Source organism: Nonomuraea sp. CA-143628 (assembly GCF_050942315.1).
Taxonomy (GTDB): domain Bacteria; phylum Actinomycetota; class Actinomycetes; order Streptosporangiales; family Streptosporangiaceae; genus Nonomuraea.
The window spans coordinates 322348-339562 of sequence record NZ_CP192072.1 but is presented as its reverse complement, the minus strand read 5'-3'; the positions used below and the strand labels follow the sequence as shown (position 1 = coordinate 339562).

The following is a 17215-nucleotide window of genomic DNA, read 5'->3' as shown; positions in this document are numbered from 1 at the left end:
CACTCCGTGAGGCTCGGTCGCCCGAAAAGCCGCCGCCTCCGGCGGCGGCGCTCCCTCGTTCACTGATGCGTGCTCCAGTACTCGTCAGCGGCCTTCTGGATAGTCGCGAGTACTTCCTTGTACGTGCCAGGCTCGGTCACGAACTTGCCGAAGCCGTCGAGCGCGGCCGTCAGGATCGGCGGTGGCGTGGCCTCGAAGTAGCGGTTGACCAGGCGATACTTGCCGCCGCCCGCGTCCTTGGTGACCTGGCCGAGCGCCTCGTCCTTGATCGTCACCTTGGGGTTGGCGCTGACGTCGCCGCGGGTCGTGGCCCACTTGTCCTGGGCGGGCTGCGTGGTCCACCACTTGAGGTACTTCTGGCTGGCCTCGGGGTCGGCCGCCTTGGTCAGCGAGCAGAGCGGGCCGCTCTCGAAGATCATCGAGGTCTTGGGGAGCGAGGCGTTCACGTTCGGGATGGCGAAGAAGCCGTAGTCGGTGCCGGCCTTCAGGTCGCGCTGGGTCATGCTGGTGTTGAACCAGGTGCCGAAGGAGACCATGGCCGCCTTGCCGTTCTTCAGCACGTCGCCCGGGTCGGTTTTATCGCCAGGATTGATGAAATATCCGGCGTCGATGAGCTGCTTCCACTTCTCCATCACCTGGACCACGCCGGGGTCGGTGTACTTGGCCTTGCCCGTGGAGAGGCGGTCGTACAGGTCGGGGTCCATGCCCGCCATGAGCTGCTCGAACCAGACGAAGGAGAACAGCACGCTGGTGTGGTAGAAGGCCTTGACGTCGTTCTTCTTGAGAGTCTCGGCCACCTTGACGAGCTCGTCCCACGTGGTGGGGGGCTGCAGGCCGTACTTGTCGAAGATCTTCTTGTTGTAGAACATGCCCCAGTAGGCGACGTTCATCGGCACGCAGTACTGCTTGCCGTCCACCGTGTAATAGGGGGCCAGGTCCTGCGACAGGTCGCCGGCCTTGATCGCCTCCTGCCAGATGGCCGAGGTGTCGGCCACCTGCTTCTGCTTGACGATCTCCGCCAGCATCCCGCCGGTCTGCCAGGTGAAGAGGTCGGGTTTGACGTTCGTGCGGAACGACGCCTTGATGAACGCCTGATACTGGGCCGAATCGGTGTAGCCGACCGGCTTCATGCCTAAGCTGATCTGCTGCTTCGACAGAGCGCCCATCTCGTCGAAGTATTTGCTCCAGGCGCCCTTGTCGTTGTACAGCGACAGTTCGGACTTCTTCTGCGGCGCCTCGGTATTGCCGCCACAGGCGGCGAGAAAGAGAGCTGCCACGCCGAGCGTGACAACGCGTGACCGGATCATGCCCCGGCCTCCTTGTTTCATTTGGGGGGGTCTTGCAACCTCTGCTCTATTACGGTCTTGACGTCCACCAGGTGAGCCCGCATGCGCTCCTCGGCCGCCGCGGCGTCACGCGCCTCGATGGCCTCCAGAATCGCCAGGTGCTCGTCGTAGTCACGGCGCCGGTCGTCGAAGAGCTGCAGGATCTCCCGCTGCTCGGGACCGTGGACGGTCAGCAGCGAGTCGACCACCTCGTGCAGCACGCTGTTGCCCGCCAGCCGGGCCGTCGCCCGGTGGAAGGTCATGTTGGTGTCGTGCAGCTCGGCGTCCTGGCCGCGCAGGTGCCTGACGGCGGCCTCGAGCACGCGCTGGAGCGCGACCAGCTCCTCGCCGGTCGCGCGTTCCGCGGCCATCGCGGCCAGCGGCGGCTCGATGACGATGCGCGCGCCGAGCAACTCGAGCAGCTGGGCGGCGTGCATCTCCCGCATGTTGGGGTTGGGGAGCACGAGCCGCTCGATGTCGGCTCCGACGTAGATGCCGGACCCGTGCCGCATCTCGATGGCCCCGGTGGCCTCGAGTCTGCGCAGCGCCTCACGCAGCGTCGGGGTGGTGACGGCGAAGCGCTGGGAGAGCTCCCGCGTCGAGGGCAGCCTGTCGCCCGGCCGGTGCCCACCTGTACGGATGAGCTCCAGCATGCGCTCGGTCAGAGCGTCGGAAAGGCTGGGCCGCGTTACCTCGGACATATCAAGTCATCTAATCACTTTTCCTCATGGTCGTCTATGAGGAGATTAGCTTTCGATAGAGAACCTGCCAGGTCGCCGCCTGACGGGGTGCTCCCGTAGGCGGCGACCAGCGGTCTCAGGGCGTCTTGGTGTGCCGGTGCGGCTTCGCGGAATCTATCTGCGCACCCCGGAACGCGTTGTCCACCAGTGTGACGAACGCGGCCTCATTGGGCACCGCGTCGTTGTTCTTTATGACGTCATCGATGACGTTCGCCCGGGTCTCGGTGAAGCTGTTGTCCAATTTCTGAACGTAGTACTTCGGCTCCTCAGACCAGGCGACTCCGGGGCGGACATAGGCGTAGAAGGGGGCGAACTGCGAGTCCCGGTCCGCTTCGGGGACTGCCGTCTCGATGGCCGAGGCGAGCTGGTTACCGACGTCGTCGGCGGCATTCGGGTCCTTGAGGGCGTAATAGACGACAAGCTTGTCGTGTTTGACGGCCTTCTTGGTGTCCGGCGTGCTCGACAGGAACACCTTGAACGACCTGAAGAACGGGCCGACGTCGACGTTCTTGAACAACGGGATGAGACCGCGCACCGCCTTCAGCGCGGCCGCCTGGTTCTTCACGTTGACGACAAGGCGCCGAGCGCGGTTCGTCAGGGTTTGCGTCCTCTGCGTGCCGCTCAACGGGTGGGTCTCGTTGGTCAGGTGGAAGTAGTCGCCCCTCTGCAGTTCCTTCCAGTTGCCCGACGAGTTCCGAGCGTTCTGGGCCTTCACCTCGTAGCCGCCCGACTTCTCACCGTCGAGCAGACTCTGGAACTCCGCGTTGCGGATCGGCGTGTTCAGGTAACCGGGCGGGCCCTCACCCATGAAGGAGTACAAGCGCTTGGTCCGCCTCGTGGGGCGTCTGCGGCCGACGCTGTTGTAGTACTCCCGGTAGGCCTTGGCGAGGAAGTTCCGGTTGATGACGGCGTCGCTCGGGCGGCGGGCCGGGGCGGCGTGCGCGAGCTGGGAGCCGGCATTCGAGACCAACGCCGCGCGCTTGGTCTGGTTCACCGACTTGACGACACCTGGTGAGGCACCGGGAACGCCCGGAGTGGTGGGACGCTTGTTCTTCTTCTTCTTTTTCTTGAGCGTGTTCTTCGGCATCGACCGTCTCCGGGGATCAGGGCGTCTCGGCGAGGTGGGTGTGCGGCGCGGCCGGGTTCACGCCCTTGGCCGTGAAGGCCGCGTTCACCAGGTCGATGAACGCCTCGGCGCTGTCCACCTTGTCGTTGCGTTCTATGACGTCCGCGATGATGTCGCGGCGGCTGTGGGTGAAGCTGCCTGCCTGGCTGTCCAGGAAGTACTTCGGCTCCTCCGCGAAGGCGACCCCCGGAGTGCGCGTCTTGTAGAAGGGCGCGACCGCGTCGTCCAGGTCTTTCGCCGGCACCGTGTCGGTGATGGTTTCGGCGATGCGGTCCCCGACCAGGTCCGACCCGTTCGCGTCCGCGTCGGAGGTCATGTAGTAGATGACGAGCTTGTCGTACTTCACCTTCTTCTTCGCGGCCGCCGTCCCCGACAGGTAGATCTTGAACTTCCTGAAGTACTGCGAGACGTCCTTGTCCTTGAAGAGCGACGTCAGGGTCTTGGCCAGCTTGAGCCCGGCTTCCTGCGTCTTCACGTTGACGATGATGCGCCGCGCCCGCTGATCCAGCTGTCTCTCCTTGTAGGCCTTGTTGCTGACGTGGAAATAGTCGCCTGCTGCCAGCGCCTCATCCAGGGACTTCGCGCTCTGGCTGGACACCCTGTAGTCGGGATTGTCGGCGATGAAGTCGCGGAACTCGGCGTCCGTGACCGCGTGCTCCAGGTAGCCGGTCTCGCCTTTGCCCATGAAGGAATACAGGCGTTTGCGCAGCTTGGCCGTCTTCGTATGGACCCCGTTGACGTAGTACCTCTGGTAGGCGTTCTCCAGGAAGGCCCGGTCCGACTGCGGGAGCACCGGCGGCTTGGGCTGTGGGGCGGGGGGCGCCAGGTCGACCAGCGAGTCCGACCGCTTGGGCTTGGTCAGCACGACCGTACCGGCCAGCTCTTTCGCGGTGGTGGGCTCCGGGGACTGACGCGTCTTCTTCCTGGACGTGGCCTTCTTGAGCTTGCTCAACAGCGACATGTCCGCCCCCTACTGAACGCTCGCCCGGTACGTGAGCACCAGGCCGAGGTTGGTGAGAGCCGCCTTGTCACCCTCCAGGACCAGCACCCACGGGTTCCCGCCGACGCTGAGACCGGGGGTGCGCAGGAGCTTGCCGTCGGCGAGCGCGAGCCGCTTGTCGCCGTTGAGCAGGAAGCGCACCGAACCGCGCCCGGCCAGCTCGTACCTGGGGTAGACCCCGGTGATCTGGCGTCCGCTCATGGCGGGGAACAGCTCCGGCGTGAACGGCAGGACGAGCTGGTCGTCCTCGCCCTCCTGGAACTGGGCCCACTCGTCGGGGAACTCGGTCGCCACATCGAAGTAGCGGGCCGACGCGTACGGCTTGAGCATCCCCTTGACCGCGTTGGCGAAGACCTCCCCGCCCTGGTCCGCGCTGTACTTGACGGTCACGACCACGTCGCTCAGACCGGCCGGAGCCGGGCCCGACAGCTGCAGCCGCCACCGCGAGACCGCCCCGGTGCCCTCGAACGGCAGGTAACGGTCGTCGTCGAAGCGCAGCTCGAACAGCCCGTTGTTCTCCTTGTACTCCTCGATGTCCGACAGGGCGATCTGCTGGCCGGAGCGCCAGTCCGGGCGCAGTGTGGCGGGCGGCGCGCCCTTCGGGTCGAGCAGGAACTTGACCGCCTTCGGGTCGGCCGCCAGGACGGTCTTGCTGTCGAGCTGCGTCAGCGTCGCGTAGACGCCGAGCGGCCCGTCGGCGCCCAGGAAGGAGACCGACAGCGTCCGGATCCGGCGCCGGAAGTGCCCGGGGAAGTCCCGGTCGAACAGCGCCTCGGTCAGCGCGAACTCGCAGCGTCCCTCGCCGCGCAGGGCCAGCAGGGCGAGCGGGTCCAGGCCCAGCAGCGAGACCTTCTTGGTGATCTCCATCCCGCGACTGTCGGTGTCGACGTACGCCTTGCCCAGCCGTTCCAGGTCGAAGCCGAGGCTGTCGCCGGCGAGCAGGCCGTTGCGCCGGCTCTCCCAGTACATCGGCTGGATGTAGCCGCCATCGCCGTTGGCCTCGCCGCGCTCGTACTGGTAGGCCCGCTCGGCGGACCGCGCCATCTCGTACGCCAGGTTGTAGGTCTGGAAGTACAGCCCGGACATCCGCCCGGCCATCCAGTGGTAGAGCTCGGCGCCGGCGAACTTGTCCTTCATGAACGCGGCCACCGCCTCCTGGTTGGCGATGTCCTGCGTGACGACGGCGAGCTCGCGCTGGGCGATCGTCAGCTGGTGCTGGGCGCTGGTCAGCTGGTGACCGAGCTGGGTCACGTCGCTCTTGGCCATGCTGAGCTGGAGATCCCAGTCCTGCGCCGCGCGCTCCTGCTCCGACCGCACGCCGATCAGCTCGCCGAGCGTGCTGTATCCCTCGGCCAGCGTGGAGGAGACGTCGGCCACCTTGTCGAGGGCGTTGCCGATCTGCTCGCCGCCGAAGCCCGTACCGAAGATGAACGGGCCGAGCAGTGCCTGCGGCACGCCCAGGGCGATCGAGGCGGCGATCTTCAGGCCGCCCGCGACGAAGTGCGCGTCGGAGCCGCTCTTCATCCGGGCCAGCTGCTCGACCTGGAGCGCGGAGAGGCCGTCGGCGATCAGCTTCTCGTAGTGCTGGACCCGTGCCGTCGCCCCGTCCTTGCCGGCCTCCAGCTCGGCCAGGTTCTCCTCGGCGACCTTGATCTGCGCCTCCTTGATGCCGCGCGTCAGGGCGAGGATCATGCCCTCCTGCCGGTTCTGCAGCAGGGCGAGCTCCTCCACGTCGCGCCGCTCCAGCACGTTGAGCAGGTCATTGCCGAACTGCCGTACCTTGTCGGCGAGGTCCTGGGCCTTCCTGAACACGAAGGCGAACCGGTAGTACGGCACCGGAGCCGCCATCCCCGCCGTGAGCTGGTCGAGCGAGGCACCGGACGCGGCGCCCTTGACCAGTGCCATGACATCGGCGGGCGGCTCGAACAGCGGCAGCGGCCGGCTGACGCCCATGATGTCGAGCGACTGCCGGATCTTCCGCAGCCGGTCCTCGACACGGGTCCAGTACTCGAAGAAGACGCTGTTCTCGGGCACGTAGAAGTACGGGCTCGCGACGCTCTGGTGCACCTCCCCGGGTCCCTCCAGCAGCGCTCCCCCGGCGGTCAGCGCCTTCAGCTCGTCGTCCAGCTCGTCCAGCTCCGCCAGTGGGAGGTGACGCAGGTCCTCGTAGGTCAGCGCGGCCGACAGCGGGCGCGGTCCGAGGACGTCCGGCCGCTCCCCCAGCAGGTCGTAGGCGAAGATGTAGAGCATCCTGGCCTCGTCGACGCTCTCGGCCGTGTACTGGCGGAAGAGCAGGTCACCCCAGTCGAGCAGGTTGTCGATGTAGGCCATCACCACGGCCCGGCGGTAGGCGGACGGGCGCAGCTCCGCGATGGCGTGCGGGTCGAACGGATCGTCCATGTACGCCGAGATCAACTTCCCACGGTCGCCCATGAGGTCGTACTGCCGCCGGAGCCAGCCGATCAGGGCGGTCCGTTCCAGCAGACCGGCCGTGCCCGGCAGGGCCTTCAGCGTGGTCTCGATGTCCTTAAGCCCAGTGTCCTTAAGCTCGGTGCCCGCGAGGCCGGCCAGGAAGTCCTTGTCCTCCTGCGAGAGCTCGCCGGCCTGCTCGAACGCCGGAGCCAGTCCCTCCAGGCGGGCGAGGATCTGTTCGAGGGCCGTCGCGACGGGCGTGTCGTCGAGGCCCAGGTCTGCCAGGTCGGCGCGGCAGCTGTCGACCAGCGCCCGCAGGTCGACCGCCAGGAACGGCAGGAACCGCCAGTACCTCACCCGCTCCGTCGGGTCGAAGACGTACTCGTACCAGATCCGCGCGTCCTCGAAGCGCTGGGCGTTGTTCAGCGCCTGCGCGATGAGCAGCGGGGCGTGGAAGAAGATCTCCCAGTAGTAGATGCCGTTGGCGCTCTGGAAGTCGAGGTGCGAGCTGGACGGCGTCCCGGCCACCTGCGGCCGCACCTTGATCGTGGTCGCGTCGGAGTCGTCGAAGCTGAAGGCGGGCAGCTCGTCCGTCTCCTGCGTCTCGGGAGCCAGTAGCGCCGCGACGCCGCCGGTCAGCAGCTCCTTGTTCAGCCGGTAGGCCGTGCTCGACGTCAGCCGGACGATCTCGTGCGGCAGCCCGGCGAACTCGTACGGCCGCTGCGCCGTCGGCTCCGACGAGTAGACGACGTAGTAGGCGCCGAGGAACAGGTAGAGCTTGGCGCCGTCGAGCACGCCGGTGAACTCGGTCTGGAAGCCTTCGGGCAGGCCACCCCAGTTACCGGCGACCGGCCGGTACGCCAGCTGTCCCGTCGGCTCCTGCCCCGCCTCCAGCAGCGCGTACTGGCTCGTGCCGAGCACATAGCGCTGCCGGTTGCGCTGGATCACGGCCTTGACCTGGCTCTTCAGCTGCTTGGGGTAGCCGTCGTCGACGTAGTCGGGGATGGTTCCGTCCTTGGCAAGGGTGTAGCGGACCAGCTCCAGGCCGCTGGTCAGGTAGAGCTTGCCGCCGTCCACGTACGCGGCGTCGACGGCCTCGGTCGTCCCGATGGCCGTGGGTATGCGGCCCAGCTCCTTGGTCGGTGCGGTCCGGCCGCCCGGGGCGAGGTAGGTGCCCGCTGTGTTGTCGAAGAAGTAGGGGCCGTCGTCGTAGGAGAACGCCGCGTCCACAGGACCGCTCTGGGGCAGGCCCTCGGTGTTCTCGCTCAGCGGCTGCGGGTCGCCGTCGGGCGTCTTGCCGCTGAAGCGGAGGTACTTGTCACCCGCGAAGACGTAGAGGCGGTCGTGGTGGACGAAGGCCGAGTCCGCCACGAAGTCCTTGGGCAGCTCCCAGCGAGAGCTGATCGGCTTCAGTTCGGTCGGGTTCGTGGAGTCGACGTAGCGGTTCCGCGCGAAGGACAGGAAGTACTCCGTGCCGTCGAGCGTGAACGCGGCGTCCACCTTGGTCCAGTGCGGCAGATTGTCGGGGTTGGTGTCGAGCTGCTTCGGGTATCCGGTGTCGGGCGCTCCGAACGGCGGGCCCGAATAGCGGTAGTACTCGGCGCCGGAGAAGACGTAGATGTGTCCGCCTCGCACGAGGACGGCGTCGACGACGCCGGACCTGAACAGGCCGGTGCCGACGATCCCCCACCGGTCCTTGATGGAGGCCAGCCTCTCGGTGCCGAGCTTGAAGCGCTTGCCCGCGTTGTCGAAGAAGCATCGCCTGCCGTCGGGCAGCTCGAACGCGGCGTCGATCCGCTTCCACTTCGGCAGCCCGTCCTGATTGCCGTCCAGCGAGAGCAGCGGCTCCGCCCCGCTCGGCGCGGTCACCGGCCGGCACAGGAAGCTGCCGCCCTTGTGGTCGACGCTCAGCCACGGCCGGTCCAGGGTCCCGGCCGGCATGTTGAACCGGACGGCCCCGGCCTGGTCCACCGGACTGGTGTCGGGCTCGGCGAAGATCTTGTCCAGCCGTACGGCGCGCGGGGGCTCCGCCACGCCCACCGCGTTGACCGCGTACAGCTCGGGCGTGAGCGCGAACGCCGACCTGACCCCGACGGCGTCGTCGGAGCAGGTGACGATGATCGAGTCGTGCGGGCCGTCCGGCCCGCCGGGGACGGTCCTCGACGCCTGCACATAGAGCCGGACGCCGGTGATCTGCTTCGCCTGGGCGCCGTCGGCGGCCAGCAACTGCGCGGCGCCCCATTCCCCGTTCAGGTTGAGGAAGGAGTAGAAGATCTTGACGCGGTACATCGGCGGCGGGGTCTTGACGTTCTGGGTGTCGCCGGTCTTCGTGGCGTCGATGGTCGTGTCGGACGTGACCACGACCGGAACCGTCTCCACGACCGTCCAGAACACGAACACGCGGCCGAAGGCGTGCACGGGATAGACCCGGTCGGCGTCGATCTGGACGTCCACCTTGAGCCACGGTTCCCAGGTGGCGGACAGGTGCGTGCCATCCCTGAACTCCGCGCCCCGGTAGTAGTAGCGGCGCGGTTCGGTCCTTGTCCGGCCGAACAGGACCAGGCGCCGGGTGCCCTCGTCGGCCCCGTCCTCTGGGTAGACGTACCCGCCGGCGATGGCCAGCCGGGAGACCTCCGTGTACTCGTCCAGATACCTCTTGTAGACCCGTTGTACGGTCTCCGGCGTGATCTCGCCCTGCAGCAGGTCGCTCTCCAGCGCCTTGAACGCGGGCGTCTTGTCGGAGCGCAGCTCGGGGCGCAGGTAGTTCTCGGGATAGAGGAAGACCTTCCTGTTGGCCTCCCAGAGCCGGTAGTTCTTCAGCCACCCCCACCAGGTCTTCAGCCGCCGCCTGACCTCGTTCTCGTCGCGGTCCGGCGGGAGCGCGACTTCTTCCAGGTCGAGGAGGTAGCGGTGCACGAAGAGCTGGGTGGCCGCGATGGCCTCCCGGACGCGCGAGGTCCGGCCGGCGCCACCCATGTCCGCGTCGATCAGGAACTTCTCGTACAGATCGCGCGTCGATCTGAAGCCGTCCAGCCGGATGATCGCCGACGGGGCGAGGGCGTCGCGCTTGAGCAGGTTCAGCTCGTCGTGGAGCTGGGCCGACAGGGTGACCCAGTCCGCAGGGCTGCACGTCCGTTCGAGCAGGCCGGAAAGGGCGGTGTTGGCGGCCTCGGGAGCCGGGGTCGCGCCGAAGACGCGTGACCAGACGTCGGTGTAGATCGTCGACGGCCCCGCGTCGAACCTGCCGGCGACCGCGAACATGTCGACCAGTTTCAACACGAACTCGATCTCGAAGCGGTCCTCCTCCGGCGGAGCGGTCATCAGCAAGGTGGCGTTGCGCTTGGCCCACCGCAGCTCGTCGGCGTCCCAGCCGAAAAGGTCCGCCAGATATCGGTACGGATCCTCGACGGCCGCCGGGCCGTTCAGCAGGAACGCGGCCAGGCCGTCGGGACGCGACCGGGCAAGCTCGACGAACCTGACGATGGTGTGCAGGTCACTCAGCCGGTAGTCGGCGCTGTCCGACCAGCGGTGCTTGATCGGCTGCGGGAAGGTACGGTCCACGGTGTCGTAGGCGCCCGAATAACGGACGTACTTGTCGTCCCTGAGCAGGTACGTCCGGCCCTCGAAGACGAAGGCGCCGTCGGGCCCCGCCTCCTCGAAGCCGGCGGGCAGGTCGCCCCAGTCGTCCTTGACGGTCCGGGGATAACCGGTGGCGACGTATTCGAGGTCGTTGGGCTGGTATCGGATGTACTGCCCCTGCTTGAAGGCGTACAGCTCGCCGGTCGGCGCGGCGAAGGCGGCCTCGATGCCCGGCCCGTCGGCGAAGGCGTTGCGCACCTTGCCCCACAGGCTGTTGACCGGCTGGTCCGGCTCGGCCCGGTCGGCACGCAGGTATCGGGTGCCCTTGAACAGGTACGTCCCGCCGTCGAGCCCCCGGAAGGCCGCGTCGAGCCCGTCGGCGAACGCGTCGGGCAGGTTCGGCAGGTCCAGGTCCTGGCTGAGCGAGCCGTCGATCGTGCGCGGGTAGCCGTCGTCGACGTAGCGATAATCCGTGTTGGTGTAGCGGACGTACTGGTCACCGGAGAACAGGAACGTATGCGAGCCCCTGACCAGCGCCGCGTCGACCTTCTGCCGCTCCACGAGCGTGTTGCGCACGCCGCCGAGCAGCCCGAGGTCGTAGTCGGCCTCGGCCGTCACGGACACGACGTGGCAGGCGCCGCCCACGAACAGGTACAGGTTGCGCCGGTTGGCGAGCACCGCGTCCAGCGGCCGGTCCGTCACCGCGTCCTCGAACGCCTCGGGCAGGCGGGCGAACGCCTCCTCCTGGCGCAGGTTCCCGATGATCTTCTTCGGGTAGCCGGGGTCCACGTAGCGGTACTCGGCTCCGGTGTAGCGGACGTACTGGTCGCCGGAGAACAGGAACGTGGTCTGGCCCCCGTACACGCAGGCGGCGTCGACCGTGGTGAAGGGGTGGAGCGCGCGGCCCCATCGCTCGCGGATCGGGGCGAGCGGCGAGAAGGCGCGGTCGGCGTAGCGGGCGTAGCTCTCCCTGAAGAAGAAGTACGTCGCGCCGTCGGCCGCGGTGAACGCGGTCCTGAGGGCGTCGTCCGGCTCCAGGCCGCGGCCGAAGTCCCGCCAGATCCGCTCGGTCGGCCGAGGGTAGGACCACCGCCCGGTCGCCTCGTCGAACTGGACGCACCGCTCGCCGTACAGCAGGAGCATGGTGGCGCCCTCGAACAGCACCGCGTCGGGCACCGCGGCGCTCTCGTCGCCGGGGACCTCCCAGAAGCCGGCGTCCGTGACCATGGGGTAGCCGTCGTCGGGCTGCCGGTAGTCCTCTCCCGAATAGACGAGATAGCGCAGCATGCCGTCGTCGTCCGGGTGCTCGAAGACGTAGGTCTTGCCGTCGCGCACATAGGCGAGCGCCACGCCGGTCAGCCCGGCCCAGTGGTCGGCGATGGGCAGCGGATCTCCGTCGATCGTGTCGCTGGTGCCGGTGTAGGTGACGAACTGGTCCCCGCTGAACAGGTAGGTCTTCCCGTCCAGCCCGGTGAACGCCGCATCCACCGCGTTGTCCTGATAAATCGTGTTACGGGGTCGACCCCACTCCTCCGTGAGCGGGTACGCCCGGTTCAGCCGGGTGTTGAAGCAGTTCGGCCCCTTGAACAGGTACGTGGTGCCGTCGGCACCCTCCAGGACGGCGTCCAGGCCGGTCCTGAACTCCTCCGGCACCGGGCGCAGCACCCGCGGCCGGACCGGCGTGGCCGTGACGATCGTCCCCTCGATCGCGGACAGCCGTCGCCACCCGTCCGGCCCCTCGACCAGCACCGCGCCGTCCCCGACGAACGCGCAGCTCACCGGCGCGAGATCGTCGTAGCTCCGGTACAGCTCGCTGGAGACGACATGGCACCGCGCCCCCCTGAACAAGTAGACGTTGCGCCGATCGGCGAAGGCCGCGTCCACGCCGTCGAGCGTGACGCTCAGGTTGCCCAGCCGCGGCTCCCGGTGCAGGTCCGCGAGGGCGCGCGGGTAACCCTCCTGCACGGTGGTGTAGTCGTAGCCCTCGTAGCGCACGTACTGGTTCCCGGAGAACAGGTACGTGTACGTACGGGTCACCTCGACGCCCTCGACCAGCTCCGTCGCGTCCATGACCAGCGTGGCGTCGACCCGCCCGGTCCTGGCCAGGTTGCTGATCACGTTGCCCCAGAACGCCGGGACACTCGCGGGATAGCGGTCGTCGACCCTGGTGTAGTCGCGGGTGGAGTAGCGGGCGTACTGGTCGCCCGAGAACACGTACGTCCGGCCGTCCTTGCCGATGAAGGCGGCGTCGACCCTGGTGAAGGGGATGCTGTCCCAGTGCTCGCGCAGTGTGCGGGGCTCGGACCACCAGCGGTGCCGGTGGTCGAACACCACGAAACGCTCGCCGGAGAAGAGGTACGTCTGGCCGTCCCCGGCGCTGAAGACCGCGTCGATCGTGGTGAAGGCCGGGTCGTCCGCCAGCGCGGCGGGCAGGTTCCACCAGTTGTCGGCGACCGGCTTGGGGTAGCCGACGTCCGGCGTGGCGTAGTCCCTGGTCGAATAGCGGACGTAGAAGTGGCCCGCGTCGGCCTGCACCCGGATCCGCTTGGCCTCGCGGACGAGCGTGACGTCGATCCGCTGCTCGGTGGAGACGTGCCAGTCCGTGGCCGTATCGCTGCCGCTTCCGCCGATGATCACGTTGTCGGCGAAGGTCAGCCCGTGCTCCATGAACCGCCGCCGCAGCGCGGGCGACAGGCGGCCGGCCTTCAGCTCGTTCTCCTGCTCCAGCGGCACGTCGAAGAGCTCGCCGCCCTCGCCGAACAGGTACGTCTTGCCGTCCATCACGAACGAGGCGCCCACCGTGCGCAGCCCGCCCCAGTCTGCGGAGATCGCGCGCGGGTAACCGAGGTCCACGACGGAATAGTCGGCGCCGGAGTATCTGAGGTATCTCCCGCCGCTGAACAGGTAGGTCTTCCCGTCCAGCCCGGTGAACGCGGCGTCGACCGTACCGCTGGGCAGCACGGGGGCCTGCACGCCCCAGCGCTCGGCCGTCGGCACGGCGGCGCCGTCGCCCTTGGCCGTCCGGCCGTCCTTGAACAGGTGGACGGCCCCGTCCCAGTCGGCGAAGGCCGCCTCGACGCCCGACTCGAACTGCCCGGGGATGCCGGGATAGTCCGACTCGATGCGCCGCGGGTAGCCGTCGTCCACACGGACGCCGTCGTTCTCGATGCTGCCGGAGTAGCGGATCACCTGGTTGCCGGCGAAGAGGTGGACGCCGCTCGCGTCGGCGTAGGCCGCGTCCACGCGTTCGGCGCCGTCGAAGACGTTGCGGACCCGGCCCCACCGGTCGGCGATGGCCTCCTCCGTACCCCCTACCGCGAGGTAACGCTGTCCCGTGAAGAGGTGGATCCCGCCGTCGCGGTCCTGGAAGGAGGCGTCGACCGATTTCTTGAACGCCTTGGGCAGCGGCGTGTCGTGGCCCTCCCCCTGCCACCACTCGTCGATGCCGCGCGGGTAGCCCTCGTCGACCACCGTGTAATCGGGGGTGGTGTAGCGGATGTACTGGTCGCCGGAGAAGAGGTAGGTCTTGCCGTCCTCGTCCACGAACGCGCTGTCGATTCGCTGGGGGTCGTCGAAGTTGTTCCTGACCTTGCCCCAGACCTGCTCCTTCGCCGCCCAGCGGGTGCCGCCGCGCTCCCTGACGAAAGCGCGGGAGGCGCCGTCGCCGCCGTGGCAGATGATCCACTCGCTGCCGTCGGGGTGCGCGAACGCGGCGTCCACACCGGTCATTCCGGTGAACCGGGTCGACAGCTCGATGAGCTGTTTCGGCCGCGGGTCGGCCAGCGCGTACGTGGCCTTCGCGTAAGTCCAGTAGCCGCCCTCCCCGAACAGGTAGATGTTGCCGTCGAAGCTGTCCAGCACGGCGTCGAACCGGTCGAGCCCCGGCGGCAGCGCCAGCGGCTCGGGGTACTTGCCGACCAGGTCCTGGTCCTGGAAGGACACCGCGACCTCGGTGGGGTCCAGGCCGAGCTTGGCCGCGAGCAGCGCGAAGCGCCGGATCCGCCGGTAGGCCTGCCGGAAGTGCGGATCCGGCGGCACGGCCGTGACCTCGCCGCTCTCCTCGGCCGCTATGAGGGCGGGCGCGGCCAGCACGTCGAGCGCCTCCTGGACGCCGCCGGTCACCGCGACGCAGATCGCCTCGACGGTCGCCGCGGGCACGCCGAACGCGTCGGCGAGCACCGACCATAACGCCGCCTGCTGCTGCTCGGCCCGCCGCTCCAGCGTGTCCGTGATCTCCTCGACCGCCGCGCCGAGCTCCTTGGCCACGGGGTGCAGCAGGAAGAACAGCTCCTTGGCGTAGTCCTCCACGCCGGGCACCGTGAAGTCGAGCGCGTTGGTCGCGGCGCGGAAGTAGTCGAGCCGGTCCTCGGGCACGGCCAGCGCCTCGTCGAGGTGCCCGGCCGCGACGAGCACGCTCACCAGGTCGGCCCGCTCCCCGTCCTCGAAGCCCAGCTCGGTGACCGCCTGGAGGTTGAGCCGGTACGGCTGCTCGTCCTTCAGCACCTCCGCGATCCGACCGGCGACGATCACCTGCTCGGCGGGCAGGAACCCGTCCCCCAGGTCCACCTCGACGCTCTCGTCGAGCACCCGGCCCTCTTGGAGGTAGGGGCCTTCGAGGGCGTCGATCACCCGCTGGGCCATCGCGTCGTCGGCGACGTCCGCGAAGTCGTCGGGTGTGAAGGCGTACGTCTCCTTCTGGAAGGCCGCGATCTGCTCCTTCATCGCGTCGAGGATGGCCCGTCGGCGCGGATAGAACTCCAGCGCCAGCCCGAAGTCGTCCAGCCGCAGCCCGGCCAGCGCGACCTTGTCGAGGTAGCCGCCGTCCTCGTCGAGGTAGCCGTTGAAGCGCAGGCTGTCCAGCAGCGCCGCCTCGTCCACCCGCAGCTCGGCGAAGATCTCGGGGTCGAGCGCGAGTGGCTCCCGCCGGAACCGGTCGACCCGGTCCAGCAGCTCGGCCAGTACGCCCGGCGCGACGTCGTCGAGATCGGCGTTGACCATGAACCGCCCGGCGTTCGCCTCGTCGGCGAAGAAGCCGGGGTCGGTGACGTCGCCCTCGCTGTCGAGGTAGCCGTTGAAGACGAGGTTGTCGTACAGCTCGGCCTGCTGCTGCTCCCTCAGGTTGCCGAGGGAGGCCAGGTCGGAGGGGAAGAAGGACGCGGTGCCGTTGCCGAGACTGTTGATCAGTTTGAACAGCGGCTCGGCGAACGAGCTGTAGTCCCTCGCCAGCCGCAGCTCCGCCACCGTCTTCGGCAGCCCGTCGGCGACGAGCGCGCCGTCACTCTGGAGGCGGCCGGCGAAGACCAGATCGGCGAAGATCTTCGCCGTCAACCGCTCATCCAGCCCCAGGTCGACGAAGTCCTCCTTGACGATCAGGCCGAGGTCGGTGACGGCGTCGTAGGCGGCGTGCCGCGCCTTGGTCAGGTCGAGGCGGAGCAGGCGCTCGTCCCGGGCGGAGACCACGCCGTCGTCGTACGCGGTCAGGACGTCGTGGACCACCTGGGCCGCCCGCTCGCCGAACCGGCGCGACACGAACAGCTCGGGACCCATCGCGACCGACTCGAACCGCCGGTTGATCCCGTCGAGCACGGCCACCTGGTCGTCGTCGGCCGGCGTCCCCCCGCCGAGGATGTCGGCCAGCTCCTGCGCGCTGAACCCGCCGTCCTGCATCCAGCGACCGACGGCGAGCAGCGTCTGCGCCAGCCACAGGCTCGACGCCACATCCGAGCCTTCGAGGATCCGGTAGCAGTCGCGGGTCCGCGGCTCCGTACCGCCGAGGATCGGGAAGGTCGTGTACCGCTGCAGCGACGGATCGCTCTCCAGCACCTCCAGCAGGTCGAACAGCTCGCCGACGGACACCCCGAGCGCCGCGACGAACCGCCCGGCCCGTTGCAGCAGCGCTATCGCGGACAGCCCGATCTCCCCCCGGTCGAACGGGCTCGGCTCCAGCGCGGCGTACCTGTCGCGGTAGCGCAGGACGATGTCGACGATGTCGTTCTCGGCCGTCTCGATGGAACGTGCCAAACGGCGCCGGTACTCTTTGTTGTGAGTTGCCAGGATGTCCCCGGACACGTCGGGCAGATCCTCGAGCTCGGCCGGTTCGATCGGCACGGCCAGGCCGCACACCCCGTCGACGGTCAGCTCGTAACCCTTTTGAAGGAACACGACCACGGCGATGGTACGCAGCGCGGCCGCGTCCAGTTGGTTGCCGCAGCAGGTGGTGAGCACCCGGTCGAGGTCGGTCATGCTCATACCGGTCTTACGGGCCAGCCGGACGAACCTGTTGACCCGCTCGAACCACGCGAACCCGGCACCGACCAGTCGCCGGCCGTCTATCGCGATAGCCGTCTCATTTCCCCCGTTGACGAAGAACGTGGACGGCGGCCGTTGCGGATCCTCGCTCTGGTAGACCAGCTCGCGTACCTCGACCGTGGTCAGCCCGGTCGCCCGCCTGAACCGCTCGACGTCCTCCAGCGCGCTGAGCGACTCGTCCGCGCCGAGCCCGTAGTCGGCTCTGAGCTGGTCTTCCGAGGTGACCGGGACGGTCACGACCTGGACGTCCTCGGCCGAGAGCGCGAGAGACAGCCGCGCGACCACGTCGGGATCCACGTCGGGGGCGAAGAGCCGGTAGAACTCCTCGGGCGCGACCTTGAGCTGGCGCAGGTACATCTTGAACTGCTCGGCCAGCAGGGAGAACGGCATCCCGAATGGGTGCCGGGCCGCGCGCAGCGTCTCGTATGGGTCGCTCCCGACCACCGTCTCCAGCACCTCGTTGACGATGTCGAGGTAGGGCGACTCGGTGAACGTGTGCTCGGCGTCCAGCGGGATCCTGGCCAGATCGGGCCGCCGGGCCAGCAGGTCGGGGTCCCGGAAGACGCCTTCCAGGAGCCGGAGGAGGTCTACGAGATAGGCGGCCGGCGAGTAGACCGACCGGGCCTCGTCGCCCTCGTAGAAGTCGAGTTCGCCGAAGAGCTGCTCATAGCTGGGTAACGCGTCGTCCCTGCGCAATGTGATCCCCCCTAATTGGATCCCCGTG

General features: G+C 68.2%; 5 protein-coding genes. All 5 read right to left on the bottom strand.

Annotated features, from left to right (window positions below; translation table 11 throughout):
- Window positions 1-59: 59 nt before the first annotated feature.
- Complete coding sequence (locus ACQP2T_RS01645; RefSeq protein WP_433514427.1) at window positions 60-1307, bottom strand: ABC transporter substrate-binding protein; 1248 nt, start codon at window positions 1305-1307, stop codon at window positions 60-62.
- A 17-nt stretch (window positions 1308-1324) separates the two neighbouring features.
- Window positions 1325-2026 (bottom strand): FadR/GntR family transcriptional regulator, encoded by a 702-nt coding sequence (locus ACQP2T_RS01640; RefSeq protein WP_433514426.1) that lies wholly within the window; start codon window positions 2024-2026, stop codon window positions 1325-1327.
- A 115-nt stretch (window positions 2027-2141) separates the two neighbouring features.
- Window positions 2142-3152, bottom strand: coding sequence for a T3SS effector HopA1 family protein (locus tag ACQP2T_RS01635; protein WP_433514425.1), 1011 nt, complete (start codon window positions 3150-3152; stop codon window positions 2142-2144).
- Window positions 3153-3168: 16 nt separating this feature from the next.
- A complete protein-coding gene (locus tag ACQP2T_RS01630; RefSeq protein WP_433514424.1) occupies window positions 3169-4152 on the bottom strand; it encodes a T3SS effector HopA1 family protein in 984 nt (327 codons plus the stop codon).
- A gap of 9 nt (window positions 4153-4161) precedes the next feature.
- On the bottom strand, window positions 4162-17187 hold the full coding sequence (locus ACQP2T_RS01625; RefSeq protein ID WP_433514423.1) for a hemopexin repeat-containing protein: 13026 nt from the start codon (window positions 17185-17187) through the stop codon (window positions 4162-4164).
- Window positions 17188-17215 lie beyond the last annotated feature (28 nt).

Excerpts from the sequence above, each read along its gene's own strand:
- ACQP2T_RS01630 (WP_433514424.1), bottom strand. The coding sequence starts at position 4,152 with ATGTCGCTGTTGAGCAAGCTCAAGAAGGCCACGTCCAGGAAGAAGACG.
- ACQP2T_RS01640 (WP_433514426.1), bottom strand. The coding sequence starts at position 2,026 with ATGTCCGAGGTAACGCGGCCCAGCCTTTCCGACGCTCTGACCGAGCGC.
- ACQP2T_RS01635 (WP_433514425.1), bottom strand. The coding sequence starts at position 3,152 with ATGCCGAAGAACACGCTCAAGAAAAAGAAGAAGAAGAACAAGCGTCCC.
- ACQP2T_RS01645 (WP_433514427.1), bottom strand. The coding sequence starts at position 1,307 with ATGATCCGGTCACGCGTTGTCACGCTCGGCGTGGCAGCTCTCTTTCTC.